The sequence below is a fragment of the Nocardioides soli genome (assembly GCF_014191495.1).
GTDB classification, from domain to species: Bacteria; Actinomycetota; Actinomycetes; order Propionibacteriales; family Nocardioidaceae; genus Nocardioides; species Nocardioides soli.
This window is the reverse complement of record NZ_JACHWR010000003.1, coordinates 692995-718827: the sequence shown is the minus strand read 5'-3', so window position 1 is coordinate 718827 and position 25833 is coordinate 692995. Positions and strand designations below refer to the sequence as shown.

Genomic DNA, 25833 nt, shown 5'->3' with positions numbered 1-25833 from the left:
AACCCGACGCCTGCGGTCCGAGCGATAGTCCGTCACGTTCTGGTCGTCGATCCCGCCGTCGAACAACCGATTCGTGACGGACTATCCCGATCTCAGCCCTGCACCAACGCCTCGATGTGCGGGAACTGCCGCTGCAGCGCGCGCAGGTACGGCGCGACCGCGGGGTGGCGGAACTTCCCGGCGAGCGCACCCTCGCCGCGGGCGGCCCGGGCCAGCGCCCACTCCGCCCGGTTCAGCACCGTGTAGACGGTGGTCACCCGCGCGCCGAGCATGACCTCCTCCCGGGTGGCCAGGCCGCCGGGCAGCCCCAACAGGTAGGCGTCGACGAGCGGCTCCAGCTCCTCACGGGCGGCCAGGGCGAAGTAGCCGAGGTCGGCGCCGACCGGGCCGGTGCCCAGGGTCGCCCAGTCGATCGCGATGACGTCGTCCGCCGACCGGCCGAGCAGGTTGGCCGGTACGGCGTCGCCGTGCTGCGGCACCTGCACCAGCGCGTCGACGGCGCCCAGCAGCTCGACGCGACGCGACCACAGGTGGTCGGCGACGTCGGCGACCGTCGTCCGGGCGAGGGTCTGCCAGCCGCCGGACCGCTCGACCCGGGTCAGCCGGTCGCGCAGCTGGTTGCGGGCCAGCCAGGGCGCGGGAGCGAGCTGCGCTCCGGCGAAGCGGCCGAGGGCGTGCGCGCAGAACAGCCCGCTGCTCGAGGCGTCCTCGACCCACTCCTGGGTGATCGTGATGCCGGAGGCGTCCTCCTCGACCGCCCCCAGCCGCGGCCCCCGCAGCCCGGGTGTGTCGTCGACCGTGCCGACCGCGACCACGTCGGCCGCGCGCCGCCAGTAGGCGAAGTGCCGCGGGTCGGACAGCTCGTCGGGGTCCCCGGGGGTCGGCGCGGCGAGTCGTTTGACCGCCACGGGCTGGTCGCCGACGACCGTCCTCCAGACACCAACCGTGGACGCGCCGCTGCCGCCGGGCAGCGGGTGCCACCCGGGTTCGGGCTGCCACATGCTGCGCACGCTAGTGCACGTCGCGCCACCGGAAGGCCAGTTGGCCCGCGACACTCAGGGCGACGGCGACCAGGGCGACGCCGACGAGCGCCGCCCAGTCGACGTCCTGGGCCGGGACCAGCGCGAGATGCTCGAACGGCGAGACGTCCTGGACCCACTGTGGGATCGACAGCAGGTCGCCGAACAGCATCACGACCGCGGCCAGGATCAGGGGCAGCCACGCGACCACCATCAGGCGGGGCGAGACACCGTACAGGAGCCGGGCGACGCCGCTGAGCACGAGCACCGCCGGGGCGTACTGGAGCAGCGGCACGGACAGGTGCCAGAGCTCGTCGGAGGTGCCGGTGACCAGCGAGTAGCCGACCGCCAGCCCGACCCCGGCGGCGGCGAGCGCCGCAGCCGTGCCGGCGACCGTCATCGCGACATGCGCGAGCAGCCATCGCGAGCGCGGGAGCGCGGTCGCCAGCACCACCTCGAGGTGCCCGTCGTCCTCCTCGCCGCGCGGACGCAGCGTGGAGGAGATCGCGAAGCCGCAGACGATCAGCGCGAGCATGATCATCGAGGTCGCGTAGAAGCCCTCGACGATGTCGCTGCTGCCCTGCAGGAACATCTCCTGGGACGTCTCGGAGTCGCCGACGAGGTCCGAGACGTCGTTGCCCATCGACCCGTACACCAGGCCGAGCGCGAACATGCCCGCCGTCCAGCTGAGCATCGGTGCGCGCTGCAACCGCCACGCGAGTCCGAAGCCGCCCGAGAGCGTCGTCGGCGCGCGCGGCGGGCCCGGACGCGCGGCCAGCACGCCCGAGCCGTAGTCGCGGCCCACGAACAGCCGGTAGGCGACCGTGGCTGCGGCCGCCGTGCCCGCGACCAGGAGCAGCGCCGGCCACCAGCGCAGGCCGGAGAAGGGGTGCATGGCCTGGTACCAGCCGATCGGCGACAGCCAGCTCGCCACGCCGTTCCCGACGTCGCCGACCGCGCGCAGCACGTAGGAGACCGCGATGACGATGCCGGCCACGCCGTACGTCGCGCGCGTGCTCGTGGTCAGCTGGGCGGCCACCAGGGCGGTCGCGGAGAAGAACCAGCCGCACAGGGTCAGGCCGACGCCGGTGCCGATCGAGTCCGCGACCGCGAGCCCGTAGAGCACCAGGCTGCCCGCCACCAGCACGCCCAGGAGCACGTTGGCGATCGCCGCGGCGATCAGAGCCGCCGTGGTCGGTGCGAGGCGACCGACCGCCGTGGCTCGGAGCAGCTCGTCGCGCCCGGTCTCCTCCTCGGCGCGGGTGTGTCGCCCGACGATGAACATGCTCATCAGCCCCGCGACGATCGCGCCGAACGCGGACGCCTGCCAGAACACCTGGCCGCCGGTGGTGTTGAGCGCCCGGGCGGGCCCGGCCATCGCGATGAAGGCCGCGTTGCCCTCCATGCTCGCCGCCGCGCGGTCGAACTCCGCCTGGGTGGCGTAGAGGTCGTCGACGCTCACCGCCTGGCTGACGTAGAGGAGCATGGTGCCCAGGCCCCACCACAGCAGCATCCAGCGGTCGCGGCGCAGGAAGAGCCGCAGGAACGACGCCCAGCCGGTCACGACTCCTCTCCCGGGGCGTCGTCGACCCGGTCGCCGTAGTGCCGCAGGAACAGCTCCTCGAGCGTGGGCGGCTGGCTGGTCAGCGTGCGCACCCCGCTCCTGACCAGGACGCCGAGCGCGGGGTCGAGCTGGGCCGTGTCGACCTGGAACCGGACCCGGGTGCCCTCGACGACCAGGTCGTGCACGCCGGGGACGCCGTCGAGCCCGTCGACGTGGCGCTCGAGCTCGGCGCTCACCGACGTGCGGGTCAGGTGCCGGAGGTCCGCGAGCGTGCCGCTCTCGACCACGCGGCCGGACCGGATGATGCTGACGCGGTCGCCGAGCTCCTCGACCTCGGCCAGGATGTGGCTGCTGAGCAGCACGGCGTGGCCCCGGTCGCGGAACGCGTCGACGTAGCGCCGGAAGACCGCCTCCATCAACGGGTCGAGCCCCGACGTCGGCTCGTCGAGCACCAGCAGGTCGACGTCGGAGGCGAGCGCGGCGACGAGTGCGACCTTCTGCCGGTTGCCCTTCGAGTAGGCACGGCCCTTCTTGGTCGGATCGAGCTCGAACGCCGCGATCAGCTCGGCGCGGCGCCGCTCGTCGACGCCGCCGCGGAGCCGGCCGAGCAGGTCGATCACCTCGCCGCCGGTGAGGTTCGGCCAGAGGTTGACGTCACCGGGCACGTAGGCGAGCCGTCGGTGCAGCTCGGCCGCCTGTCGCCACGGGTCGCCGCCGAAGAGGCGGACCTCGCCGCCGTCCTTGCGCAGCAGGCCGAGCACCACGCGGATCGTCGTGGACTTGCCGGCCCCATTGGGCCCGAGGAAGCCGTGCACCTCCCCCGCCCGCACCTCGAGGTCCAGCCCGTCGAGGGCGCGCACGCTCCCGAACGTCTTCACCAGACCGCTGATCTCGATGACGCGCTCGTCGGTCACGCACCGACGGTACCGCCGCCCGGATCAGGCGTTGTGGACCTCGACCCGGGCCGCGCACGCGTCGGACACGGCCTGCTCCAGGACACCTCGCTTCGGATCGGGTACGGCGAGCCACGGGCCGACCACGCCCAGGCCTCGCAGCCGGGGGTCGGCGAGCACCTCGTCGACCGCGACATGGTCTCCCCCGGCCACCACCGGCCCGGCGAGGCCGGTCAGCACGCGCGCGGCGTGGTCCGCCGCCGCCTCGAACGCCTGCCGCGCCTGGTTGTCGCGGCGCCGGGCGAACCGCTGCTGGCTCTGTCCGCCCGCCTTCGTGCGGCCCTGGACGTGGCGCTGACCGACCTTGCTGTCGGTGGTGGTCAGGCCGCGCAACCGGGCGATCGCGAACCCGCCCTTGCGCACCAGCAGCACGCCCCAGTCGTCGGGGGCGCCGACCGCGGCGGCGAAGGACGACGCTTCAGGCGGCCCGACGTACGGCGCGTCGAAGGGCAGCCGGGCAGTGAAGGTGGACCGGTCGGCCGCGGAGCCCGTCAGGGCGCCGTCGACGACCCCCAGCGAGGTGTCTCCGTGACGCTGGGTGAAGTTCTCGACCCAACGGACCAGTCGCGACGCGGGTACGAGCACCTCCACGGGCCCGACGCTATCCGGTCGGCGGAACCGATCGCGGGTCGGGCGCGTACAACCCTCATGGCCAGCGAACCCGACCCGTCCGGCACCGACGACCGCTCCCGGCGTTCCCGCCGTCGGGCGGCCGGCATCGCGGCCGCCGCGGTCGCGGTCTGCGCGGTCGGCGCCGCAGCCCTGGCGAACGGGGCGTCGGCGCCGTCCGGCCCGGCCGAGGCGCCACCGACAGCGACCGCGGCAGCCACCCCACCGCCTCTCGCCGTACCGCCGTCCGGGTCCGGCGGCACGCCGCCGCCCGTCGTGGTGCGCGGCGACGGTCCCCAGGCCGAAGCCTGGCAGGGGTCCTACTGCTGGGGCACCCGCTGCGTCGACATGATCTCCCCGCCATGGGACGAGCTGCCGGTCCTCGGCGCCGTGGCCCGGGCCGAGGCGGGCTTCGCGGACGTCGGCGCCACCTGGTCGGTGAGCCTCCTGGGCGAGCGCCGGTGCGCCGTCTACCCGGTGCTGCTCACCCCGACGGGCGACGGCCGGTACGACCTGACCCCCAGCGGGCCGGGCGGCGAGTACCAGGTCTCGCTCTTCGTCCAGCCGTCTGCCGGCGGCGACACCTCAGGCGCCGCTCGGTGGACCACCCCGGGCGCCGTTGCCCCGATGTCGTGGGCGCACCTGCACCAGAACGGTCCGTACGAGGGCGGCAGTGGCACCGTGCAGGTGGTGCTCGACGGTGCCGCGGTCGACGGCGCGGTCGGCGGAACGGTGAGCGTGACCGGCTCCGAGCGCTCCGAGACCTTCGACCTGCGCGTCGGCGACCAGGGCTGCGCCGGCGACCGCTACGTCCTGCTCACCGCACGCGGGGTCGTGGACGCCGAGGTCGACGGGCTCGGTGACGGCCCCTTCAGGTACGACGTGGACGTCGTCGTCGACGGGGCCCACCACCGGGCCCGGGCGGCGTCGACGGCCGGCGCCGAGGACACCCCGCTCAGGTTCGAGCCGGCCCCGCCCCGCTGAGGGTCGGCGGGGCCGCGGGTTTCGGCTGCCAGCAGCCGAAACCCGCACGACATGCCGGGCCGGCACGGCGTGTCGTGCGGGGCCTGGCTGTCAGCAGCCGAAACCCGCACGAGCCCGAAGCGGGCGAGCCCCCGTCGCGGCTCAGACGTTGAAGCCGAGGGCGCGCAGCTGCTCGCGGCCGTCCTCGGTGATCTTGTCCGGGCCCCACGGGGGCATCCAGACCCAGTTGATCAGGACGTCGTTGACCAGGCCCTCCAGGGCGCCGTTGGTCTGGTCCTGGATCACGTCGGTGAGCGGGCAGGCGGCCGAGGTGAGCGTCATGTCGATGACGACGTTGGTGTCCTCGTCGACGTGCACGCCGTAGACGAGGCCGAGGTCGACGACGTTGATGCCCAGCTCGGGGTCGACGACGTCCTTCATCGCCTCGGTGACGTCGTCGACGGTGACGGTGGAGGTGGCCACGCCACCGGTGGCCTCGGGGACCTCGGGGAGGTCGCCGTGGTCGATCGAACCAGTGTCAGACATCGGATTCCTCCTGGGCTCGGACGAGAGCGTCTTGGTAAGCCATCCACGACAGTAGTGCGCACTTGATGCGGGCCGTCAGCTTGGCGGCCCCGGCGAAGGCGATCGCGTCCTCGAGGACATCCTCGTCGGGCTCGACCTGGCCCTTGCCGCGCATCATCTCGAGGAACGCGTCGTGGATCGGCTTCGCCTCCGCGACCGTCTTGCCGATCAGCAGCTCGGTCATCACCGAGGCCGACGCCGACGAGATCGAGCAGCCCTGGTTGTCGTAGGAGATGTCGCGGATGACGTCGCCCTCCAGGTGCAGCCGCAGCGTGACTTCGTCGCCGCAGGTCGGGTTGACGTGGTGGACCTCGGCCTCGAACGGCTCGCGCAGCCCGGCGTTCAGCCGGCGCTTCGCGTGGTCGAGGATGATGTCCTGGTAGAGCGAGTCGAGTTCGTGGCTCATCATCAGCCCAACTTGAAGTACGAGCGGGTGTATTCCAGGCCGTCGACGAGCGCGTCGATCTCGGCGGGCGTCGTGTAGAGGTACGACGACATCCGGGTCGAGCTCTGCACACCGAAGCGGGCGTGCGCAGGCTTCGCGCAGTGGTGGCCCGCGCGCACGGCGACGCCGCGCGAGTCGAGCACCTGCGCCACGTCGTGCGGGTGCACGCCGTCGAGCTCGAACGAGATCGCGCCCCCGCGCTCGGCCGCGTCGAGCGGGCCGAGCACGGTCAGGCCGCGGACGGTCTGCAGGCCCTCGAGGGCGTACGCCGTGATCGCCTGCTCGTGGCGGTGGATCGCGTCCATGCCGATGTGCGAGAGGTAGTCGACCGCCGCGCCCAGGCCCACGGCCTCGACGATCGGCGGGGTGCCGGCCTCGAACTTGTGCGGGATCCCGGCGTACGTCGAGCCCTCCATCCGCACGGTCTCGATCATCTCGCCGCCGCCGAGGAAGGGCGGCAGCTGCTCGAGCAGCTCGCGCCGGCCCCACAGCACGCCGATGCCGGTCGGGCCGACCACCTTGTGGCCGGTGAAGACCACCACGTCGGCGCCGCACGCGACCACGTCGACCGGCAGCTGCGGCGCGGCCTGCGAGGCGTCGAGCACGACGATCGCGCCGACCTCGTGCGCCCGGCGGGCGATCTCGGCGACCGGGTTGATGGTGCCGAGCATGTTCGAGACCCAGGTCAGCGTGACGACCTTGGTGCGCTCGGAGATCAGCTCGTCGATGTTCGCCAGGTCGAGGTGGCCGTCGTCGGTGATGCCGAACCACTTCAGCGTCGCGCCGGTGCGCTCGGTGAGCAGCTGCCACGGCACGATGTTGGAGTGGTGCTCCATCTCGGTGGTGACGACCACGTCGCCCTCACCGACCCGCAGCGGCCCCTGCGCCCACGCGAGGGTGTTCGCGACCAGGTTCAGCGCCTCGGAGGCGTTCTTGGTGAAGATCACCTCATCGCGGCTGGGCGCGTTGAGGAACGCCGCCACCCGGTCGCGGCCGCCCTCGAACGCCTCGGTCGACTCGGCGCCCAGGGCGTGCATCGCCCGGGCGACGTTCGCGTTGTGACGCTCGAGGTGATCGACCATCGTGTCGATGACCACCTGCGGCTTCTGCGAGGTGTTCGCGCTGTCGAGATAGACCAGCGGCAGGCCGCCCGCGACCGTGCGCTCCAGGATCGGGAAGTCGGCGCGGATCACCTCCAGTTCGGGGAGGAGGCCGACCAGCTGGGTCGTGGTCATGTCAGACCGCCGCCCCGGCGAGGTACTTCTCGTAGCCCTCGGCCTCGAGCTGCTCCGCGAGCTCGGCACCGCCGGACTCGGCCACGCGGCCGGCCACGAACACGTGCACGTAGTCGGGCTGGATGTAGCGCAGGATGCGGGTGTAGTGGGTGATCAGCAGGACCCCCTTGCCCTCCTGGCCGCGGAACCGGTTGACGCCCTCGGAGACGATCTTGAGCGCGTCGATGTCGAGGCCGGAGTCGGTCTCGTCGAGGATCGCGACCTTCGGGTTCAGCAGCTCGAGCTGGGCGATCTCGTGGCGCTTCTTCTCCCCGCCGGAGAAGCCCTCGTTGACCGAGCGCTGCGAGAACGTCGGGTCGAGGTCGAGGTGGCCGAGGGCGGCGTTGACGTCCTTGACCCAGGTGCGCAGCTTCGGGGCCTCGCCGTCGATGGCGGTCTTGGCGGTGCGCAGGAAGTTGGCGACGGAGACGCCGGGCACCTCGACGGGGTACTGCATCGCCAGGAACAGGCCGGCGCGGGCCCGCTCGTCGACGGACATCTGGAGGACGTCCTCGCCGTCGAGCGTCACCGAACCGCCGGTCACGGTGTACTTCGGGTGCCCGGCGACCGAGTAGGCGAGCGTCGACTTGCCCGAGCCGTTGGGGCCCATGATCGCGTGCGTCTCGCCGTCCGCGATCGTCAGGGTGACGCCCTTGAGGATCTCCTTCGGACCGTCCTCGGTCTCGACCGAGACGTGCAGGTCCTTGATCTCCAACACACTCATGCGTGTCCTCGCTTCGCTCCGGGCACGCACGAGGCACCGTGCGCACTGACTTGAATGATGAGTTCGCTTCGCTCACTCATGAAGGGGTGACTCCGTTCAGGGTGGTCGTGGTGTCGACGAAGACCTCGTCCCCGCGGATCTCGACGGGGAAGGTCGCGACTGGTTCGGTGGCCGGCAGGCCGGTGGGCTTGCCGGTGCGCAGGTCGAAGCGGGAGCCGTGCAGCCAGCACTCGACCGTGCAGTCGGCGACCTCGCCCTCGCTCAGCGGGACCGCGGCGTGGGTGCAGAGGTCCTGGACGGCGAAGAACTCGTCGACGCCGGAGTCGCCGCAGCGGGCGATCGCGATCTCGTACTCCCCGATCGTGACGCCGAGCGCCTCGTCGGTGGGCACCTCGCTGGTCGCACAGGCGCGCTCGTAGCTCACGATGCGTCCTCCTGCAGCAGGTTCTTCGCCAGCTCGGCCTCGACGGTCTCGAGCAACTTCTCCTCGATCGACGGGATGCCGACCTTGCGGATCAGGTCGTTGAAGAAGCCGTGCACGACCAGCCGGTGCGCCTCCTTCTCCGAGACGCCCCGGGAGCGGAGATAGAAGAGCTGCTGGTCGTCGAAGCGAGCGGTCGCCGACGCGTGGCCCGCGCCCTCGATCTCACCGGTCTCGATCTCGAGGTTCGGCACCGAGTCGGCCTGGCAGCCGTCGGAGAGCACCAGGTTGCGGTTCTCCTCGTAGGTCTCGATGCCCTCGGCGACCTTGCGGATCAGCACGTTGCCGATCCAGACCGTGTGGGCGCCCTCGCCCTGCAGCGCGCCCTTGTAGAGGACGTGGCTCTTGGTCCTCGGGGCGGTGTGGTCGGCGAAGAGCCGGTGCTCCAGGTGCTGGCCCTCGTCGGCGAAGTAGAGGCCGAGCAGCTCGGCGTCGCCGCCGGGACCGGCGTACTCGACGTTGGCGTTCATCCGCACCAGGTCGCCGCCGAAGGAGATCGAGGTGTGCTTGATCGTGGCGTCGCGGCCGACCCGGATCGCGTCGCGGCCGAGGTGCACGGCGTCGTCGTCCCAGTCCTGCAGGGACAGGATGTTCGCGACCGCGCCGTCGCCGATCAGCGCCGTGGTCAGCGCGGAGTAGCGCGCCGAGCCGGTGTGCACGATCACGATCGTCGCCTGCGCGTGGCGGCCCACCCGGATCAGCAGGCGGCCCCAGACCAGGTCGTCGACCGACTCGCCGTGCAGACGCAGCACGATCGGCTCGGCCACCTCGGCCTCCGCGGGCACGTCGAGCAGCAGCGCACCGCCGGCATGCGCGGCGGCCAGCGCCGACGGCCGGTCGTTGGGCGCCAGCTCGCCGAGCTCGCGGGCCTCGGCGTCGCCGACCTCGGTGAGCGTCACACCCGCCGGGAGCGTCGTCTCCCAGGTCAGCGCCGCCGCCGACGCCTCGCCGTCGAGGATGCCGCGCAGCCGCTTGAGCGGCGTGAAGCGCCAGATCTCCTCGCGGCCGGTCGGGACCGGGTGGTCCGCCAGATCGTACGACGCGGGCGGGTTGAGGTGGCTCTCCACCCGGTCCTGCTCCAGGGAGGCAGCCACGCTCTCGCGGGCAGTGTCGGTCACAGTCACTAGGTCTGCTTTCTTCGTTTCCGATCGTGGTGGTGGTTTCGAGGCTCAGGCCTGGCGGCCTTCACGCCTCAACCACCGTGACGGTGGTTGAGGCGTGAGGCGCGCCAGCGCCGAACCTCGAAACCACCCGGCTGCGGCTGCCGTCAGCCGACCGCGCCTTCCATCTGCAGCTCGATCAGGCGGTTGAGCTCGAGGGCGTACTCCATCGGCAGCTCCTTCGCGATCGGCTCCACGAAGCCGCGGACGATCATCGCCATGGCCTCGTCCTCCTCCATGCCGCGCGACATGAGGTAGAAGAGCTGGTCGTCGGAGACCTTCGAGACGCTCGCCTCGTGGCCCATCGACACGTCGTCCTCGCGGATGTCGACGTAGGGGTAGGTGTCGGAGCGGCTGATCTGGTCGACGAGCAGCGCGTCGCACAGCACGTTGGACTTCGAGCCGTGGGCGCCCTCGTTGACCTGGATCAGGCCGCGGTACGACGTACGCCCGCCGCCGCGCGCCACCGACTTCGACAGGATCGAGCTCGAGGTGTGCGGCGCCGCGTGCACCATCTTGGCGCCGGCGTCCTGGTGCTGCCCCTCGCCCGCGAACGCGATCGAGAGCGTCTCGCCCTTGGCGTGCTCGCCCATCAGGTAGACGGCGGGGTACTTCATCGTCACCTTGGAGCCGATGTTGCCGTCGACCCACTCCATGGTGGCGCCGGCCTCGCAGGTCGCCCGCTTGGTGACGAGGTTGTAGACGTTGTTCGACCAGTTCTGGATGGTCGTGTAGCGGCAGCGGCCGCCCTTCTTCACGATGATCTCGACGACCGCGGAGTGCAGCGAGTCGGAGCTGTAGATCGGCGCCGTGCAGCCCTCGACGTAGTGCACGTAGGCATCCTCGTCGACGATGATCAGGGTCCGCTCGAACTGGCCCATGTTCTCGGTGTTGATCCGGAAGTAGGCCTGCAGCGGGATGTCGACGTGCACGCCCGGCGGCACGTAGATGAAGGAGCCACCCGACCAGACCGAGGTGTTGAGCGCGGCGAACTTGTTGTCGCCGACCGGGATGACGGTGCCGAAGTACTCCTTGAAGAGGTCCTCGTGCTCCTTCAGCGCGGTGTCGGTGTCGAGGAAGAGGACGCCCTTCTCCTCGAGGTCCTCGCGGATCGAGTGGTAGACGACCTCCGACTCGTACTGCGCGGCGACGCCCGCGACCAGGCGCTGCTTCTCCGCCTCGGGGATGCCGAGCCTGTCGTAGGTGTTCTTGATGTCCTCGGGGAGCTCCTCCCACGAGGTCGCCTGCTTCTCGCTGGAGCGGACGAAGTACTTGATGTTGTCGAAGTCGATCGTCGACAGGTCCGAGCCCCAGGTCGGCATCGGCTTGCGGTCGAAGAGCTTGAGGCCCTTCAGGCGCAGGTCGAGCATCCACTGCGGCTCGTTCTTCTTGCCGGAGATGTCGCGGACGACGGCCTCGTTGAGCCCGCGCTGGGCGGACGCGCCGGCCACGTCGGGGTCGGCCCAGCCGAACTCGTAGCGGCCGATGCCCTGGAGCTCCGGGTTGAGTTCTTCGATCGAGGTCATCAGCTGACCCGCTCCTTCTTCTTGTCGGTGTCCGTGGGCACGTCGGTGATCGGTACGTCGGGGATGCAGGTGGTGCAGACCCCGTCGCCGTGGGCGATGGTGGCCAGACGCTGCACGTGCCGCCCGAGGACCTTGCTGATCGCCTCGGTCTCGGCCTCGCACAGCTGGGGGAACTCGTGGGCGACGTGCGAGACCGGGCAGTGCTGCTGGCACAGCTGCTCCCCGATCGGCAGGTCGCGGACCGCCGCGGCGTACCCCTCGTCGCTGAAGATCTTCGCCAGCACCTCGGCCGAGCCGAGGTCGGGGTGCTCGGCGCGGATCCCGTCGAACCGCTCCTCGATGAACGCCACGCGGCGAGCGGCGAACTCCCGGACCGCCTGCTCGCCGCCGGTCTCGGCGACGAACCGGAGCGCCTGCACGGCGAGGTCGTCGTACTGCTGGTCGAAGCCCTCGCGGCCGATCTCGGTCAGCGCGAAGACCTTGGCCGGACGGCCCCGGCCCCGGGTGGTCTGGGAACGCGGCTCGCGCGCCTCGACGTCACCCTCCTCGAGCAGCTGGTCGAGGTGGCGGCGGACCGCCGCCGGGGTGAGGTCGAGCCGCTCGGCGAGCGCCGCCGCGGTCGAGGGTCCGTTGACGAGGATCGACCGCACGACGCGCTGCCGCGTCGGCTGGTCGGGTCCGACTCCCCCATCCCTGGGGAGCGCCTCGTCGAATTCCACAACGTCAGTGTGCCGTTAATGCTTCGGTCCGTTCAAGGAAGGCAACCCTTACCTGGATCGAGGGGTGAGCCGGGCCACACGGGGGCCGTCCCTAGACTGACCGCCGTGCCCGCTGCCTCCCCCGCCGTCTCGCCCGCGGCCGCCGTCGAGATCGACGGCCTGGTGATGAGGTACGGCGAGAAGGTCGCCGTCGACGGGCTGTCGATGACGGTCGATCGACACACGATCACCGCCGTGCTCGGCCCGAACGGCGCCGGGAAGACGACGACGCTCGAGACCTGCGAGGGCTACCGCCGCCCCCAGGCCGGCAGCGTGCGGGTGCTCGGCCTCGACCCCGTGCGCGACCGCTCCGACCTGCTGCCCCGGATCGGCGTGATGCTCCAGGGCGGCGGCGCGTGGAGCGGGGTGCAGGCGATGGAGATGCTCGACCACGTCGCCCGCCTGCACGCGCACCCGCTCGACACCGCCCTGCTGGCCGAGCGCCTCGGCCTGGGCGACTGCGGGCGTACGCCGTACCGCCGGCTCTCGGGCGGACAGCAGCAGCGCCTCGGGCTGGCGATGGCGCTGGTCGGTCGTCCCGAGATCGTGTTCGTCGACGAGCCGACGGCCGGGATGGATCCGCAGGCGCGGCGGACGACGTGGGACCTGCTGCGCGAACTGCGGCACGACGGCGTGACCGTGGTGCTCACGACCCACTACCTGGAGGAGGCCGAGCACCTCGCCGACCAGGTCCACATCATCGATCGCGGCCGCCTGATCGCCTCGGGCACGCCGGAGGAGCTCACCCGCGGGTCGTCGGCGACCGTCCGTCTCGTCGTCGACCAGGAGCTCCCGGTCGACGCCGAGGCCGCGCTGCGGACCTCGGTCGACCGCTGGAGCGCCGAGCAGGGCGTCGGAGTGCGCTCGATCAGCTTCGGCTCACGCACCCTCGAGGACGTCTTCCTGGAGCTCACCGGGCGAGAGATGGACGATGACGATGAGTGAGCTCGACTTCGCCCCGCGACCCGGGGCCGCGCCCCTGCACCGCCAGGTCGTCGCGCAGGCCCGTATGGAAGCCAAGCTGATGCTCCGCAACGGCGAGCAGTTGCTGCTCGCCGTGGTGATCCCGGTGATGGTCCTGGTGGGCGGCGTCACTGCGGGCGAGCACCTCTCCCTGAACCTCGAGTCCGGCACTCCCCTGGTCGACATCTTCACCCCCGGCGTGATCGCGCTGGCCGTGATGTCCACGTCGTTCACCTCGCTCGCCATCGCGACCGGCTTCGAGCGCCGGTACGGCGTGATCAAGCGGCTCGGCAGCTCGCCGCTCCCCCGGTCCGGCCTGCTCGCCGGCAAGGTGCTCGCCCTGCTGCTGGTCGAGCTGCTGCAGATCATCGTGATCGGCGGCGTCGGCCAGCTGCTCGGCTGGACGCCGAAGCCGGGCGTGCTCGGCGTGGCCCTGGCCATCCTGCTCGGCACCGCGGCGTTCGCCAGCCTCGGCCTCTTCGTGGCTGGCGTGCTCCGAGCCGAGGCCACCCTCGCGGCGGCCAACCTGATCTACCTGCTGCTGATGACCGGGGGCGGCGTGGTGCTGCCGCTCAGCGCCTACGGCGCGTTCGGCGACATCGTCCGGTGGCTGCCGTCCGGCGCCCTCGGCGAGGCGATGCGCATCGGCTTCATCGACGGCGGCGTGGCGTGGCGCGATCTCGGCGTACTGATCATCTGGGCCGGCCTCGGCACGGTCCTCACGGCTAGGACGTTCAAGTGGGAGTGACCGACCGGCCCCAGGGCCGACTGACCTACCGGCTGCGCCACCTCGACGAGTGGCTCGTCGGGTGGGCCTGGGCCTCGATCGTGGCCAACGTCGGCCTCGTCGTCACCGGCGGCGTCGTCCGACTCACCGGATCGGGGCTCGGCTGCCCCACCTGGCCGCGCTGCACCGAGGAGTCCTTCACCCCGCACGGCGCCTACTCGATCAACTCGGCCATCGAGTTCGGCAACCGGCTGCTCACCTGGGTCCTGGTCGCCATCGCCATCGCCACCTTCATCGCCGCCTGGCAGTCCCGCCGGCGCGACCTGCGCGCGATCGCCCTGCTGATCGCACTCGGCATCCCGGCCCAGGCGGCGATCGGCGGCATCACCGTCCTCACCGACCTCAATCCGTGGGTGGTGTCGCTGCACCTGCTGGTCTCGATGGCGATCGTCGGCCTGGCCGTGCTGTTCCGGCATCGGATCGACCGGCCCGCGCCCGCCGTACCGCCCCGGGGCGCGCTGGTCTGGCTCGCGTGGTCGGCGTTCGCCGCCGCCTGGGCGGTGCTCTACGTCGGCACCGTCGTGACCGGCGCCGGTCCGCACGCCGGCGACGCGGACGCCCCGCGCAACGGCCTCGACCCGCTCCAGTGGAGCCAGGTGCACGCCGACCTGGTGTTCCTGCTCATCGGGCTGACGATCGGCCTGCTCCTCGCGGTGATCGCCACCGGCCAGCCGCGCAGGACCCGGTCCGCGGTGGTCGTGCTGCTCGTGGTCGAGCTGTCCCAGGGCCTGATCGGCTTCGTGCAGTACTTCACCGACCTGCCGATCGTGTTGGTCGGCTTCCACATGCTCGGCGCCGGCCTCACCTCCGCGGCGGTCACCTGGGCGCTGTTGCAGGTGCGCGAGCCCGACCGGTCCTGACCGTCCTGCCGGGGTGGTTTCGAGGCTCGGCACTTCGAGGCTCGCTTCGCTTCGCACCTCAGTACAAGCGCGCGCGCCTCACACCTCAACCACCGGCACCCCACCACGGTGGTTGAGGTGCGAAGGCCGCCAGGCCTGAGCCTCGAAACCACCGGCCCCGCGAGCGGTCAGCGAGTGACGAGCGGGTCGATCGCGACGGCGACGAACAGCAGCGACAGGTAGAGGTTCGAGGTGTGGAAGAGCCGCATCGGCTGGATCACGGTGAGGCTCTCGGTGCCGCGGGCGCGACGCCACATCCGGTGCGCCTCGACCAGGAACACCGCGCCCAGCAGGGTCGCCGCGATCGGGTAGACGACGCTGGTGTCGGCGACCGGCCAGAGCGCCAGGGACGTGGCGACCATCACCCAGCTGTAGATCACGATCTGCCGCCCCACCTCGTGGGCGGGCTTGACGACCGGAAGCATCGGGACGTCGACGTTCGCGTAGTCCTCGCGGTAGCGGAGCGCGAGCGCCCAGGTGTGCGGCGGCGTCCAGAAGAAGACCACCAGGAACAGCACCACCGGGGTCCACGACAGCGAGCCGGTGACCGCGGTCCAGCCGATCAGCGCCGGGAAGCAGCCGGCCAGGCCGCCCCAGACGATGTTCTGGGTGGTCCGCCGCTTGAGCAGCATCGTGTACACGAAGACGTAGAAGGCGTTCGCGGCCACCGACAGCGCCGCGGACAGCGGGTTGACCCACAGCAGCAGGATCGCCGTCGACAGGATCGCCAGCACGAACCCGAAGACGAGCGCCGCGCGGGGCGAGACGATGTGCCGGGGCAGCGCCCGCCGGCGGGTGCGCCGCATCTGCTCGTCGATGTCGCGGTCGTAGACGCAGTTGAACACCGACGCCGACCCGGCGGAGAACGCCCCGCCGAGCACCGTCGCGACCACGAGGCCCAGGTCCGGTACGCCGCGGGCGGCGTAGAACATCACCGGGACGGTCGTCAGCAGCAACAGCTCGATGACGCGGGGCTTGGTCAGCCCGACGTACGCCGCGACGATGTCCTTCACGCTCGCCCGTCCGACCGTCGACTGCCTCGCGGCAGAGGCCGAATGGCCGACGTAGGTCACGGGAGTCCTCGGGAGGAATGGTGGGCACCGGAGCGATGCTGGACGGATGGGAGTCTATCGCCAGACCTGAGTAGGCTCGGCACTGGCCGAACCTCCGGAAAGGAACCCTGTGAGCAAGACCTCTGCACTCGACTGGACCGACCTCGACCAGAAGGCGGTGGACACGGTCCGAGTCCTCGCCATGGACGCGGTGCAGAAGGTCGGCAACGGCCATCCCGGCACCGCGATGAGCCTGGCTCCCGCGGCCTACCTGCTCTTCCAGAAGGTGATGCGGCACAACCCCGCCGACCCGCACTGGCCGGGCCGGGATCGGTTCGTGCTCTCGGCGGGGCACTCCTCGCTCACCCTGTACCTCCAGCTCTACCTGGGTGGGTGGGGCCTCGAGCTCGACGACATCAAGGCACTGCGCACCTGGGGCAGCAAGACCCCGGGGCACCCCGAGTACGGCCACACGGCCGGTGTCGAGACCACGACCGGCCCGCTCGGGCAGGGCGTCGCGAACGCCGTCGGCATGGCGATGGCCGCCCGCAAGGAGCGCGGCCTGCTCGACCCGAACGCCGCGCCCGGCGAGTCGCCGTTCGACCACCACATCTACGCGATCTGCTCCGACGGCGACATCGAGGAGGGCGTGAGCGGCGAGGCCTCCTCGCTCGCCGGCACCCAGCAGCTCGGCAACCTCACGCTGATCTACGACGACAACAAGATCTCGATCGAGGACGACACCAACATCGCCCTCTCCGAGGACACCGCGGCCCGCTACGAGGCCTACGGCTGGCACGTCCAGACCGTCGACTGGACCCACGACGGCCGCGGCTACCGCGAGGACGTGCAGGCCCTCTGGGACGCGATCCAGGCGGCTGAGGCCGTCACCGACCGGCCCAGCTTCATCGTGCTGCGTACGATCATCGCCTGGCCCGCGCCCAACGCCCAGGGCACCGGCAAGGCGCATGGCTCCGCCCTCGGTCAGGCCGAGGTGCAGGCCACCAAGGAGGTGCTCGGCTTCGACCCGGCGCAGACCTTCGAGGTGTCGGCCGACGTGATCGAGCACACCCGCCGGGCGGTCGTCCACGGCCAGCAGGCCCAGGAGGAGTGGAACAAGCAGTTCCAGCACTGGACCACGAAGCCGTCGGCCGACGTCGCGCTCTTCGAGCGCATGCAGACGCGCAGCCTGCCCGAGGGCTGGGCCGACGCGCTGCCGTCGTTCGACGCCGACCCGAAGGGCATGGCGACCCGCAAGGCGTCCGGCGCGGTCATCAACGCGATGGCCGCCGTGATCCCCGAGCTGTGGGGCGGCTCGGCCGATCTCGCGGAGTCGAACAACACCACGATCGAGGGCGCGCTGTCCTTCATCCCGAAGGACCGCTCCAGCAAGATGTTCGAGGGCGACCCGTACGCCGGCCGGGTGCTGCACTTCGGCATCCGCGAGCACGCGATGGGCGCGATCATGAACGGCATCGCGCTGCACGGCGGCACCCGGGTCTTCGGCGGCACGTTCCTGCAGTTCTCCGACTACATGCGCCCGGCGGTCCGGCTCGCCGCGCTGATGGGGCTGCCGGTCACCTACGTCTGGACCCACGACTCGATCGGCCTGGGCGAGGACGGCCCCACCCACCAGCCGATCGAGCACCTCGCCGCGCTGCGCGCGATCCCGGGCCTCGACGTCGCCCGCCCGGCCGACGCCAACGAGACGGCCGCCGTCTGGAAGGCCGCGATCGAGAACACCTCCCGGCCCACGGGCATCGCGCTGACCCGGCAGAACGTCCCGGTCTTCCCGCGGGGCACCGACGGCTTCTCCGACACCAGCAACGTCCACCGCGGCGCGTACGTGCTCCAGGACACCCCGCTGGGCGGCCTGCCCGACGTCGTGCTGATCGGCACCGGCTCCGAGGTGCAGCTCGCCGTCGAGGCGCGGGCCCGGCTCGCCGAGCAGGGCATCGGCGCCCGCGTCGTGTCGATGCCGTGCCGGGAGTGGTTCGACGCGCAGGAGGAGTCCTACCGCGAGACCGTGATCCCCCCGACCGTGAAGGCCCGGGTCTCCGTCGAGGCCGGCATCGCCCAGGGCTGGCGCGAGGTGGTCGGCGACCACGGGCGGATCATCTCCATCGAGACCTACGGCGCGTCCGCGGACTTCGCGCGGATCTTCCAGGAGTACGGCGTCACGACCGACGCGGTCGTCGCCGCCGCCCACGACTCGATCGCGGCGGTCACCGCCTAGCCGCGTTCGACCCCCATCGTCTGCGATCCAGAGAGGAAAACGATGAATGACCGCCTGAAGGCTCTGTCGGACGCGGGGGTGTCGATCTGGCTCGACGACCTGTCCCGCGAGCGCATCGAGACCGGCAATCTCGCCGGTCTCGTCAAGGACAAGTCCGTCGTCGGCGTCACCACGAACCCGACGATCTTCGCCGCCGCGATCGCCAACGGTGAGCGCTACGACGAGCAGGTCGCCCAGCTCGTCGACAAGGGCGAGCCGGTCGACCGGGTGATCTTCGAGCTCACCACCGAGGACGTGCGCAACGCCTGCGACATCCTCGCGCCGGTCGCCGACAGCACCGCCGCCGACGGCCGGGTCTCGATCGAGGTCGAGCCGGCGCTCGCCAACGACACCGAGGGCACGATCGCCTCGGCGCGCGCGCTCTGGACCGCGGTCGACCGGCGCAACGCGCTCATCAAGATCCCGGCGACCCGGGAGGGGCTGCCCGCCATCACCGCCGCGATCGCCCAGGGCATCAGCGTCAACGTCACGCTGATCTTCGGCATCGGGCGCTACCGCGAGGTGATGGACGCCTACCTCACCGGGCTCGAGCAGGCACGCGACGCGGGTCTCGACCTGAGCCGGATCCAATCGGTGGCGTCGTTCTTCGTCTCCCGGGTCGACACCGAGGTCGACGCCCGGCTCGAGAAGATCGGGACCGACGAGGCGCTCGCGCTGCGCGGCAGGGCCGCGGTCGCCAACGCCCGGCTGGCGTACGCCGCCTTCGAGGAGGTGATCGCCTCCGACCGGTGGCGGCTGCTGGCGGAGGCGGGCGCGAACCCGCAGCGCCCGCTGTGGGCCTCGACCGGGGTCAAGAACCCCGACTACCCCGACACCCTCTACGTCACCGACCTCGTGGTCGCCGACACGGTCAACACGATGCCGGAGAAGACCCTCGACGCCTTCGCCGACCACGGTGCGCTCGAGGGCGACCAGGTCACCGGGCGGGCCGGGGCGGCGCAGACGATCTTCGACCAGCTGGCCGCCGCCGGCATCGACTTCGACGACGTGCTGGTGGTGCTCGAGACCGAAGGCGTCGACAAGTTCAAGAAGTCCTGGGACGAGCTGGTCGAGACCGTGAAGGGCCAGATGGACAAGGCCGCCTCGGTATGAACGCGGCCGCCGACCCGGTCGATCCGACGACGACGGAGGCTTGGTCGCGGCTGACGAAGATCGCGTCCGGCTTCGAGCCCGACCTGCGCCGCTGGTTCGCCGACGATCCCGACCGGGTCGGGCGGCTCACCTTCGACGCGGCCGACCTCCACGTCGACCTCTCCAAGGCGCTCGTCGACGACGTCGTCCTCGCCGCGCTCCTGGCGCTGGCGGGCGAGGTCGGGCTCGAGGCACGGCGCGACGCGATGTTCCGAGGCGAGCACATCAACGTCACCGAGGACCGTGCCGTCCTGCACACCGCGCTCCGGCTGCCGGCCGACGCCGCGCCCGGTGACCGGCCCGGCGTCGGCGGTCAGGACGTGGTGCGCGACGTGCACGACGTGCTGCGTCGGGTCTACGAGTTCGCCGACCGGGTCCGGTCGGGCGAGTGGACGGGCGTCACCGGCGAACGGATCCGCACGGTCGTCAACATCGGCATCGGTGGCTCCGACCTCGGTCCGGTGATGGCGTACGAGGCGCTCGCGGCGTACCGCCAGGAGGGCCTCGAGTGCCGGTTCATCAGCAACATCGACCCGACCGACGCGGCCACCACCCTCGCCGGACTCGATCCGGCGACCACGCTGTTCATCGTCGCCAGCAAGACGTTCGGGACCCTCGAGACGCTGACCAACGCCCGCTTGTGCCGATCCTGGCTGCTCGACGGCCTGCCCGACACCGACCCGACCGACGCCGTCGCGCGGCACTTCGTGGCCGTCTCGACCGCGCTCGACAAGGTCGCCGACTTCGGGATCGACCCCGAGAATGCGTTCGGCTTCTGGGACTGGGTCGGCGGCCGCTACTCCGTCGACTCCGCCATCGGCACGTCGTTGGTGATCGCGATCGGGCCGGTGCGGTTCGCGGAGCTCCTCGCCGGCTTCCATGCGATGGACGAGCACTTCCGCACCGCCGACCTGGCGCAGAACGTGCCGGTCCTGATGGGCCTGCTCAACGTCTGGTACACCAACTTCCTCGGCGCGCAGACCCACGCCGTGCTCCCCTACTCCCAGCTGCTGCACCGGTTTCCGGCCTACCTGCAGCAGCTCACGATGGAGTCCAACGGCAAGAGCGTGCGCTGGGACGGCATGGCCGTCACGACCGACACCGGCGAGGTGTTCTGGGGCGAGCCGGGCACCAACGGCCAGCACGCGTTCTACCAGCTGATCCACCAGGGCACCCGGCTGATCCCCGCAGACTTCATCGCGTTCGCCAACCCGGCGTACCCGCTGGTCGACGCCCACGACGGGCAGCGCACCGATGTGCACGAGGTCTTCCTGGCCAACTTCTTCGCCCAGACCCGGGCGCTGGCCTTCGGCAAGACCGCCGACGAGGTGCGCGCCGAAGGCACGGCGGAGGCGATCGTCCCGGCCCGGGTCTTCCCCGGCAACCGCCCGACCGCCTCGATCATGGCGCCGGCGCTGACGCCATCGGTGCTGGGCCAGCTGGTCGCGCTCTACGAGCACATCACCTTCACCGAGGGCACGGTCTGGGGCATCGACTCCTTCGACCAGTGGGGCGTCGAGCTCGGCAAGCAGCTCGCTCAGCAGATCGCCCCGGCCGTGGCCGGTGACGTCGAGGTGGCCGCCGCCCAGGACGCCTCGACGCGGGCGCTGATCGACTACTACCGGAGGCACCGCTCGTGAGCGACAACCCGCTGCGCGACCCCCGTGACCGACGACTCCCTCGCATCGCCGGCCCGAGCGGGATGGTGCTCTTCGGGGTCACCGGCGACCTGTCGCGCAAGAAGATCATGCCGGCGATCTACGACCTCGCCAACCGGGGCCTGCTGCCGCCCGGCTTCAGCCTCACCGGGTTCGCCCGGCGCGACTGGGCCGACCAGGACTTCGCCCAGATCGTGCACGACTCGGTGAAGGCCCACGCGCGCACGGACTTCCGCGAGGAGGTCTGGCAGCAGCTCGCCGAGGGCTTCCGGTTCGTGCCGGGCAACTTCGACGACGACCAGGCCTTCGACCGGCTGCGCCGCACGATCGAGGAGCTCGACGAGCTGCGCGGCACCGGCGGCAACCACGCGTTCTACCTGGCGATCCCGCCGGGGTTCTTCGGTGACGTCGTCGGGCAGCTCAAGGAGCACGGCCTCGCGCGGGCAAGCGAGGGCTCCTGGCGCCGGGTGGTGATCGAGAAGCCCTTCGGCCACGACCTGGAGTCGGCCCGCGAGCTCCAGGGCATCCTGGGCGAGGTCTTCCCGAGCGACTCGATCTTCCGGATCGACCACTACCTCGGCAAGGAGACCGTGCAGAACATCCTCGCGATGCGCTTCGCGAACGAGATGTTCGAGCCGATCTGGAACTCCAACTACGTCGACCACGTGCAGATCACGATGGCCGAGGACATCGGCATCGGCGGCCGGGCCGGCTACTACGACGGCATCGGCGCCGCCCGCGACGTGATCCAGAACCACCTGCTCCAGCTGCTCAGCCTGGTCGCGATGGAGGAGCCGACCTCGTTCGACGCCCGGTCGCTGCGGATCGAGAAGCAGAAGGTGCTCTCCAGCGTGACGCTCCCCCGCCGGCTCGACCTGACGACCGCGCGAGGTCAGTACGCCGCGGGCTGGGCCGGTGGCGTCAAGGTGCCCGGCTTCCTCGAGGAGGAGGGCATCAAGCGCACCTCGACCACCGAGACGTACGCCGCGGTGACCCTCAACGTCGAGACCCGGCGCTGGGCCGGCGTGCCGTTCTACCTGCGCACCGGCAAGCGGCTCGGCCGCCGCGTCACCGAGGTCGCGATCGTCTTCAAGCGGGCACCGCACCTGCCCTTCGCGGACTCCTCGATCGAGGAGCTCGGGCAGAACGCCCTGGTGATCCGGATCCAGCCCGACGAGGGCGTCACGCTGCGGTTCGGCTCGAAGGTGCCGGGCACGCAGATGGAGATCCGCGACGTGAACATGGACTTCGTCTACGGCGGCGCCTTCACCGAGTCCTCCCCGGAGGCCTACGAGCGGCTGATCCTCGACGTACTCCTCGGCGATCCGCCGCTCTTCCCCCGGCACGAGGAGGTCGAGCTCTCGTGGCAGATCCTCGACCCCATCCTCGACCACTGGGCCGCGCAGGACGAGAAGGGCAAGGGCCGGCCCGAGCCGTACGAGTCGGGCGGCTGGGGACCCGCCTCCGCCGACGCGATGCTGGCCCGCGACGGACGCGTCTGGAGGAGGCCCTGAGCATGACCTCACCCCACGAAACTGCGGAGCTCCCCCGCAACGCTTCACCCCACGAGATCGCGGCCTCCTCCGCTACGCTCCCCCGGCGCATGATCCCGCGGGGACCCCGACGCCCTCCGCTCCACACTTTCGAGGGGACCCCGAGATGATCGAGCTGACGAACACGAACTCGGCCGAGATCGCGACCGAGCTCCGGCGGGCCCGCGTGCGCGCCGGCAGCCCCGCGATGGGCATGGTGATGACGCTGGTCATCGTCGTCGCGGAGGACGACGCGGAGGGTGCCATGCGCGCCGCCCGGGCGGCCTCGCACGAGCACCCGGCCCGGGTGCTCGGCGTCATCCTCGGTGACGCCCGCGGCGCCGCCGAGATCGGCGCCCAGGTCGGCACCGGGTCGGGCTGGACCGGCGAGACGGCGCTGATCCGGCTCAAGGGTGAGGTCGTCAAGCACCCCGAGTCCGTGGTGCTGCCGCTGCTGCTGCCCGACTCCCCCGTCGCCGTGTGGTGGCCCAGCCACCCACCCGCCGACCCCGCCGGCGACCCGCTGGGCCGGCTGGCCCAGCGCCGCATCACCGACGCCGCGGCCGCCGTGCGCGGCAAGACCAAGGCGATCTACCGCCAGTGCGAGGCCTACACGGTCGGCAACACCGACCTGGCCTGGACCCGGATCACCCCCTGGCGGGCGCTGCTGGCCGCGGCGCTCGACCAGCAGCCGCTCAAGGTGACCCGGGCATCGGTCACCGCGGAGCGGATCAGCCCCAGTGCCGACCTCCTGGCGGCCTGGCTGGCCGACCGGCTCAAGGTCGACGTCACCCGCACGAGCTCCTCCGGGCCCGGCATCACCGAGGTCGTGCTCGAGACCCGCGAGGGCCCGATCCGGATCTCGCGCCCCGACGGCAGGCTGGCGACGTTCTCGTCGCCGGACCGCCCCGACCGCCCCGTCGCCCTCAAGCGGCGCGAGCTGCCGGAGCTGCTGGCCGAGGAGCTGCGCCGGCTCGACGAGGATGACGTCTACGCGGAGACCACGAAGCGGCTGCTGAGGATGGAGGCCTCGAGGTGACCCCTGAACCCCTGGTCGAGGTGCATGAGGACGGCCCGGCCCTGGCCACCGCCGTCGCCGGCGAGCTGCTCAGTCGCCTCGCGGACGCCCAGGACGCCGGGGGCGTCCCCCGGATCGCGCTCACCGGCGGCACGATCGCCGACCAGATCCATCGCGAGATCGCGCGGCTCACGCCCGGCTCGGAGGTCGACTGGGGCCGGGTCGTGGTCTGGTGGGGTGACGAGCGCTTCGTCGCCCCCGAATCCCCTGACCGCAACAGCGGCCAGGCCCGCGCCGCCTTCCTCGACGCCGTGGGCGCGACGCAGGTCCACGAGATGCCGTCGACGGCCGACGCCAGCGACGTCGACGCCGGCGCCGCGGCGTACGCCGACGCGCTGCGCCGGCACGGCAGCGGCGAGTTCGACATCGTGATGCTCGGCATCGGCCCCGACGGTCACATCGCCTCGCTCTTCCCCGGCTTCCCGCAGCTCGACGCCGACGCGATCGCGGTCGGCGTCACCGGCTCGCCCAAGCCGCCCCCGGAGCGGATCAGCCTCACCCTGCCGGCGCTGAACCGCGCTCGATCGGTGTGGTTCCTGGTGAGCGGCTCCGGCAAGGCGCGCGCGGTCGCCGCCGCCCTCGGGGGCGCCGACGTGCACGAGATCCCGGCCGCCGGTGTAGCGGGTCGCGAGGAGACGGTCTGGTTCCTCGACCGCGAGGCCGCCTCGGCGCTGTGACCAATCCGACCCGTCGGCGGTTTGGGTAACGTCCACCGGCCGGCGGCCGATCACAGGGGTGTGATTTCAGGAATCCACCCGTCTGGAATCGAGCGCGAGCTCCGATCAGACGACGTCATCGTGACCAAGACCGACCTGAAGGGCAGGATCACCTACGCCAACGACGTCTTCTGCCGCATCTCGGCCCTCGACGAGACCGACGTGATCGGACAGCCGCACAGCGTGATCCGGCACCCGGAGATGCCCCGGGCGGTGTTCAAGCTGCTGTGGGACAGCGTCCAGCAGGACCGGGAGCTCTTCGCATACGTCGTGAACCTCGCCGCCGACGGCGCCCACTACTGGGTGCTCGCCCACGTCACGCCGTCCCGAGACGCCCACGGCCGGATCGTCGGCTACCACTCCAACCGCCGTCGCCCCGCCGCCGGCGCGATCGCCCGGGTGCGACCGCTGTACCAACGGCTGCTCGCCGAGGAGGCGCACCATCGGCGGGCGGTCGACGCCGCGAACGCCGGCAGCGCCCGGCTCGACCGGGTCCTCGCCGAGCAGGGCACGACCTACGAGCGCTACGTGTGGGAGCTCACCAACGCGGCGGAGGCGGCATGATCCGCCGCCCCGACCGCACGCCCGCTGCCGTCCCGGCGGCGTACGCCGCCGCGATCCACGAGCTGCTGCGGGTCTGCACCGCTGCGGCCGACGGCGACCTCGAGGCCCGGGTCTGCCCCCTGCCGGGCACCGACGAACTGCCCGAGGTCGCCGCCCTCCGGCTGGCGGTCAACGGCCTGCTCGACCGCACCGACGCCTACGTGCGCGAGTCCGCCGCGTCACTGCAGGCGGCGGCCGAGGGCCGCTTCTACCGGCGCTTCCTGGTCACCGGGACCACCGGCGTCTTCCGTTCCGGTGCCGAGACCATCAACCGGGCCACCGCCGCGATGGCCCGCACCCAGGCCGACCTCGACGCCACGGCCGCCCGGCGTACCGAGCTGGCCGAGCGGCTCGAGCTCACGGTCGGCGCCGTCGCCGAGCAGGTGGCCGCGGTCGCCGCGGAGCTCAGCACCACCTCGGCGAGCCTCGCGGACTCCGCCCGGCGGGCCGGGGCCGAGGCCGAGCAGGCGGGCGCCGCCGTACGCGAGGCGACCGGGGCGGCCCAGCAGATCCACGAGGTCGTGCGGGTGATCTCCGAGATCGCGAAGCAGACCCGCCTGCTGGCGCTCAACGCCACCATCGAGGCCGCCCGCGCCGGCGAGGCCGGACGGGGCTTCGCGGTCGTGGCGACCGAGGTGAAGACGCTCGCCGACTCGACCGCCCAGTCCACCGGCCGGATCACCAGCCAGGTGGAGGCCATGCAGGACGTCGCGGGCGCGAGCAGCACCGCCATGGCGAGCGTCGAGTCGACCGTGGCCGACATGAGCCCGATGGTCGACGCCGTCACCGTCGCGGTCGACGGGCGGGACCGGGTCGACGGGGGCTCCCAGGGCCTGGCCGCGATGGCCGAGCTGCTCCGCGCGGAGGTGGCCGGGCTGCTCGCCGAGCTGCGCGCCTGAACGTCTCGCGCCCGGACCGACGTGGAGGGTGGTGGCGCCCACCCACCTGCGGCACGATGTCGGCAGGAGGACGTCATGAGCAGGCTGTGCCCGGGTCGATGGCCGGCGCCGAACGGCGCGGTCGCCGGCCGTCGGAGCGCAGTGGCTGACCGGGCCGC

Annotated in this window: 25 protein-coding genes; 12 read left to right on the top strand and 13 right to left on the bottom strand. The window is 71.6% G+C overall.

Annotated features, from left to right (window positions below; translation table 11 throughout):
- Positions 1-92 precede the first annotated feature (92 nt).
- From FHU40_RS22160 to FHU40_RS22145, 4 genes are read right to left on the bottom strand one after another with little or no spacing between them, the layout of a single operon-like run.
- A complete protein-coding gene (locus FHU40_RS22160) occupies positions 93-1001 on the bottom strand; it encodes a phosphotransferase (RefSeq protein WP_183594574.1) in 909 nt (302 codons plus the stop codon).
- 10 nt (positions 1002-1011) lie between these two features.
- Complete coding sequence (locus tag FHU40_RS22155) at positions 1012-2583, bottom strand: ABC transporter permease (RefSeq protein WP_183594572.1); 1572 nt, start codon at positions 2581-2583, stop codon at positions 1012-1014.
- Complete coding sequence (locus FHU40_RS22150) at positions 2580-3497, bottom strand: ABC transporter ATP-binding protein (protein WP_183594571.1); 918 nt, start codon at positions 3495-3497, stop codon at positions 2580-2582. Before FHU40_RS22150 ends, FHU40_RS22155 begins: the two co-directional genes overlap by 4 nt.
- A gap of 24 nt (positions 3498-3521) precedes the next feature.
- A complete protein-coding gene (locus FHU40_RS22145) occupies positions 3522-4127 on the bottom strand; it encodes an acVLRF1 family peptidyl-tRNA hydrolase (RefSeq protein ID WP_183594569.1) in 606 nt (201 codons plus the stop codon).
- A gap of 57 nt (positions 4128-4184) precedes the next feature.
- Here FHU40_RS22145 and FHU40_RS22140 point away from each other — a divergent pair, with 57 nt between their 5' ends.
- A complete protein-coding gene (locus tag FHU40_RS22140; RefSeq protein WP_183594568.1) occupies positions 4185-5129 on the top strand; it encodes a hypothetical protein in 945 nt (314 codons plus the stop codon).
- Between the two features lie 141 nt (positions 5130-5270).
- On the opposite strand, the gene FHU40_RS22135 is transcribed toward FHU40_RS22140, so the two are convergent.
- From FHU40_RS22135 to FHU40_RS22100, 8 genes are all read right to left on the bottom strand, one after another.
- Positions 5271-5654, bottom strand: coding sequence for a metal-sulfur cluster assembly factor (locus FHU40_RS22135; RefSeq protein WP_183594566.1), 384 nt, complete (start codon positions 5652-5654; stop codon positions 5271-5273).
- The gene (gene sufU / locus FHU40_RS22130) at positions 5647-6099 is read right to left on the bottom strand and encodes a Fe-S cluster assembly sulfur transfer protein SufU (RefSeq protein WP_183594814.1); all 453 of its coding nucleotides are present in this window, start codon (positions 6097-6099) and stop codon (positions 5647-5649) included. The genes FHU40_RS22135 and sufU overlap by 8 nt, the downstream gene beginning before the upstream one ends.
- Before the next feature lie 2 nt (positions 6100-6101).
- The gene (locus FHU40_RS22125) at positions 6102-7373 is read right to left on the bottom strand and encodes a cysteine desulfurase (protein ID WP_183594564.1); all 1272 of its coding nucleotides are present in this window, start codon (positions 7371-7373) and stop codon (positions 6102-6104) included.
- Position 7374: 1 nt separating this feature from the next.
- Positions 7375-8136, bottom strand: a complete 762-nt coding sequence (sufC, locus tag FHU40_RS22120; RefSeq protein WP_183594562.1) for a Fe-S cluster assembly ATPase SufC — start codon at positions 8134-8136, stop codon at positions 7375-7377.
- Positions 8137-8212: 76 nt separating this feature from the next.
- Entirely contained in the window at positions 8213-8560 is a 348-nt protein-coding gene (locus FHU40_RS22115) for a Rieske 2Fe-2S domain-containing protein (protein ID WP_183594560.1), read from the bottom strand.
- The gene (sufD, locus tag FHU40_RS22110) at positions 8557-9735 is read right to left on the bottom strand and encodes a Fe-S cluster assembly protein SufD (protein ID WP_343057985.1); all 1179 of its coding nucleotides are present in this window, start codon (positions 9733-9735) and stop codon (positions 8557-8559) included. Before sufD ends, FHU40_RS22115 begins: the two co-directional genes overlap by 4 nt.
- A 149-nt stretch (positions 9736-9884) precedes the next feature.
- Complete coding sequence (gene sufB, locus FHU40_RS22105; protein WP_183594556.1) at positions 9885-11303, bottom strand: Fe-S cluster assembly protein SufB; 1419 nt, start codon at positions 11301-11303, stop codon at positions 9885-9887.
- Complete coding sequence (locus tag FHU40_RS22100; protein ID WP_183594554.1) at positions 11303-12022, bottom strand: helix-turn-helix domain-containing protein; 720 nt, start codon at positions 12020-12022, stop codon at positions 11303-11305. The genes sufB and FHU40_RS22100 overlap by 1 nt, the downstream gene beginning before the upstream one ends.
- Positions 12023-12127: 105 nt before the next feature.
- Here FHU40_RS22100 and FHU40_RS22095 point away from each other — a divergent pair, with 105 nt between their 5' ends.
- From FHU40_RS22095 to FHU40_RS22085, 3 genes are read left to right on the top strand one after another with little or no spacing between them, the layout of a single operon-like run.
- Complete coding sequence (locus FHU40_RS22095) at positions 12128-13006, top strand: ABC transporter ATP-binding protein (RefSeq protein ID WP_425490203.1); 879 nt, start codon at positions 12128-12130, stop codon at positions 13004-13006.
- Positions 12999-13772, top strand: coding sequence for an ABC transporter permease (locus FHU40_RS22090; RefSeq protein ID WP_183594553.1), 774 nt, complete (start codon positions 12999-13001; stop codon positions 13770-13772). The genes FHU40_RS22095 and FHU40_RS22090 overlap by 8 nt, the downstream gene beginning before the upstream one ends.
- Positions 13763-14671, top strand: coding sequence for a COX15/CtaA family protein (locus FHU40_RS22085; RefSeq protein ID WP_343057984.1), 909 nt, complete (start codon positions 13763-13765; stop codon positions 14669-14671). The genes FHU40_RS22090 and FHU40_RS22085 overlap by 10 nt, the downstream gene beginning before the upstream one ends.
- A gap of 167 nt (positions 14672-14838) precedes the next feature.
- On the opposite strand, the gene FHU40_RS22080 is transcribed toward FHU40_RS22085, so the two are convergent.
- Positions 14839-15783 (bottom strand): heme o synthase, encoded by a 945-nt coding sequence (locus FHU40_RS22080; RefSeq protein WP_183594551.1) that lies wholly within the window; start codon positions 15781-15783, stop codon positions 14839-14841.
- Between the two features lie 181 nt (positions 15784-15964).
- On the opposite strand from FHU40_RS22080, the gene tkt reads away from it, so the two are divergent.
- The 8 genes from tkt to FHU40_RS29135 all read left to right on the top strand — a co-directional run bounded on the left by tkt (position 15965) and on the right by FHU40_RS29135 (position 25675).
- The gene (gene tkt / locus FHU40_RS22075; protein WP_246391443.1) at positions 15965-17998 is read left to right on the top strand and encodes a transketolase; all 2034 of its coding nucleotides are present in this window, start codon (positions 15965-15967) and stop codon (positions 17996-17998) included.
- 42 nt (positions 17999-18040) lie between these two features.
- A complete protein-coding gene (gene tal / locus FHU40_RS22070; protein WP_183594549.1) occupies positions 18041-19150 on the top strand; it encodes a transaldolase in 1110 nt (369 codons plus the stop codon).
- Positions 19147-20829, top strand: a complete 1683-nt coding sequence (gene pgi, locus FHU40_RS22065) for a glucose-6-phosphate isomerase (protein WP_183594547.1) — start codon at positions 19147-19149, stop codon at positions 20827-20829. Before tal ends, pgi begins: the two co-directional genes overlap by 4 nt.
- Positions 20826-22361, top strand: a complete 1536-nt coding sequence (zwf, locus tag FHU40_RS22060; protein ID WP_183594546.1) for a glucose-6-phosphate dehydrogenase — start codon at positions 20826-20828, stop codon at positions 22359-22361. The genes pgi and zwf overlap by 4 nt, the downstream gene beginning before the upstream one ends.
- A 145-nt stretch (positions 22362-22506) precedes the next feature.
- Positions 22507-23418, top strand: coding sequence for a glucose-6-phosphate dehydrogenase assembly protein OpcA (locus FHU40_RS22055; RefSeq protein WP_183594544.1), 912 nt, complete (start codon positions 22507-22509; stop codon positions 23416-23418).
- Complete coding sequence (gene pgl, locus FHU40_RS22050) at positions 23415-24134, top strand: 6-phosphogluconolactonase (RefSeq protein ID WP_183594542.1); 720 nt, start codon at positions 23415-23417, stop codon at positions 24132-24134. The genes FHU40_RS22055 and pgl overlap by 4 nt, the downstream gene beginning before the upstream one ends.
- Positions 24135-24194: 60 nt before the next feature.
- Complete coding sequence (locus FHU40_RS22045) at positions 24195-24737, top strand: PAS domain-containing protein (protein ID WP_183594540.1); 543 nt, start codon at positions 24195-24197, stop codon at positions 24735-24737.
- A complete protein-coding gene (locus tag FHU40_RS29135; protein ID WP_221200100.1) occupies positions 24734-25675 on the top strand; it encodes a methyl-accepting chemotaxis protein in 942 nt (313 codons plus the stop codon). The genes FHU40_RS22045 and FHU40_RS29135 overlap by 4 nt, the downstream gene beginning before the upstream one ends.
- Positions 25676-25833: the final 158 nt, after the last annotated feature.

Excerpts from the sequence above, each read along its gene's own strand:
- sufU (WP_183594814.1), bottom strand. The coding sequence starts at position 6,099 with ATGAGCCACGAACTCGACTCGCTCTACCAGGACATCATCCTCGACCAC.
- tal (WP_183594549.1), top strand. The coding sequence starts at position 18,041 with ATGAATGACCGCCTGAAGGCTCTGTCGGACGCGGGGGTGTCGATCTGG.
- FHU40_RS29135 (WP_221200100.1), top strand. The coding sequence starts at position 24,734 with ATGATCCGCCGCCCCGACCGCACGCCCGCTGCCGTCCCGGCGGCGTAC.
- FHU40_RS22055 (WP_183594544.1), top strand. The coding sequence starts at position 22,507 with ATGATCGAGCTGACGAACACGAACTCGGCCGAGATCGCGACCGAGCTC.
- sufC (WP_183594562.1), bottom strand. The coding sequence starts at position 8,136 with ATGAGTGTGTTGGAGATCAAGGACCTGCACGTCTCGGTCGAGACCGAG.
- tkt (WP_246391443.1), top strand. The coding sequence starts at position 15,965 with ATGGACGCGGTGCAGAAGGTCGGCAACGGCCATCCCGGCACCGCGATG.
- FHU40_RS22160 (WP_183594574.1), bottom strand. The coding sequence starts at position 1,001 with ATGTGGCAGCCCGAACCCGGGTGGCACCCGCTGCCCGGCGGCAGCGGC.
- FHU40_RS22140 (WP_183594568.1), top strand. The coding sequence starts at position 4,185 with ATGGCCAGCGAACCCGACCCGTCCGGCACCGACGACCGCTCCCGGCGT.
- FHU40_RS22090 (WP_183594553.1), top strand. The coding sequence starts at position 12,999 with ATGAGTGAGCTCGACTTCGCCCCGCGACCCGGGGCCGCGCCCCTGCAC.
- FHU40_RS22135 (WP_183594566.1), bottom strand. The coding sequence starts at position 5,654 with ATGTCTGACACTGGTTCGATCGACCACGGCGACCTCCCCGAGGTCCCC.
- sufB (WP_183594556.1), bottom strand. The coding sequence starts at position 11,303 with ATGACCTCGATCGAAGAACTCAACCCGGAGCTCCAGGGCATCGGCCGC.
- pgi (WP_183594547.1), top strand. The coding sequence starts at position 19,147 with ATGAACGCGGCCGCCGACCCGGTCGATCCGACGACGACGGAGGCTTGG.
- FHU40_RS22125 (WP_183594564.1), bottom strand. The coding sequence starts at position 7,373 with ATGACCACGACCCAGCTGGTCGGCCTCCTCCCCGAACTGGAGGTGATC.